This is a genomic window from Salmonella sp. SAL04196 (genome assembly GCF_046550835.1).
Taxonomy (GTDB): Bacteria; Pseudomonadota; Gammaproteobacteria; order Enterobacterales; family Enterobacteriaceae; genus Salmonella; species Salmonella enterica.
Window position 1 is genome coordinate 1 of the sequence record NZ_JBGDXE010000022.1, and the last position, 542, is coordinate 542.

The window sequence follows — 542 nt, forward strand, 5'->3', positions numbered from 1 at the left end:
AATTTGAGAGACTCACGAACAACTTTCGTTGTTCTGTGTTTCAATTTTCAGCTTGATCCAGATTTTTAAAGAGCAAAACTTCGCAGTGAACCCTTTCAGGTACACTCTGAAGTATTTTTTCGTAAACACTCACGAGATGGTGGAGCTATGCGGGATCGAACCGCAGACCTCCTGCGTGCAAAGCAGGCGCTCTCCCAGCTGAGCTATAGCCCCATCGTGTAGTCAGAACCTCTTACCTTTGATTCGTTTCCGGGCGCGGCGTGGTGAAGCGAAGCATACTGAAGTATGCGAGCTTTGCCACAACAAAGCACGGGAGCGAATCTGGTAGGCCTGAGTGGACTTGAACCACCGACCTCACCCTTATCAGGGGTGCGCTCTAACCACCTGAGCTACAAGCCTGTAGAGGTTTTACTGCTCGTTTTTCATCAGACAATCTGTGTGAGCACTGCAAAGAACGTTTCTTTCAGGTAAGGAGGTGATCCAACCGCAGGTTCCCCTACGGTTACCTTGTTACGACTTCACCCCAGTCATGAATCACAAAG

At 49.1% G+C, this 542-nt stretch carries 2 tRNA genes and 1 rRNA gene; all 3 read right to left on the reverse strand.

Annotation, left to right across the window (positions count from 1 at the left end):
* Positions 1–137 precede the first annotated feature (137 nt).
* Positions 138–213, reverse strand: a tRNA-Ala gene (locus ACLJPE_RS23160).
* A 109-nt stretch (positions 214–322) separates the two neighbouring features.
* Positions 323–399, reverse strand: a tRNA-Ile gene (locus tag ACLJPE_RS23165).
* A gap of 69 nt (positions 400–468) precedes the next feature.
* Positions 469–542, reverse strand: a 16S ribosomal RNA gene (locus ACLJPE_RS23170); the annotation flags it as partial.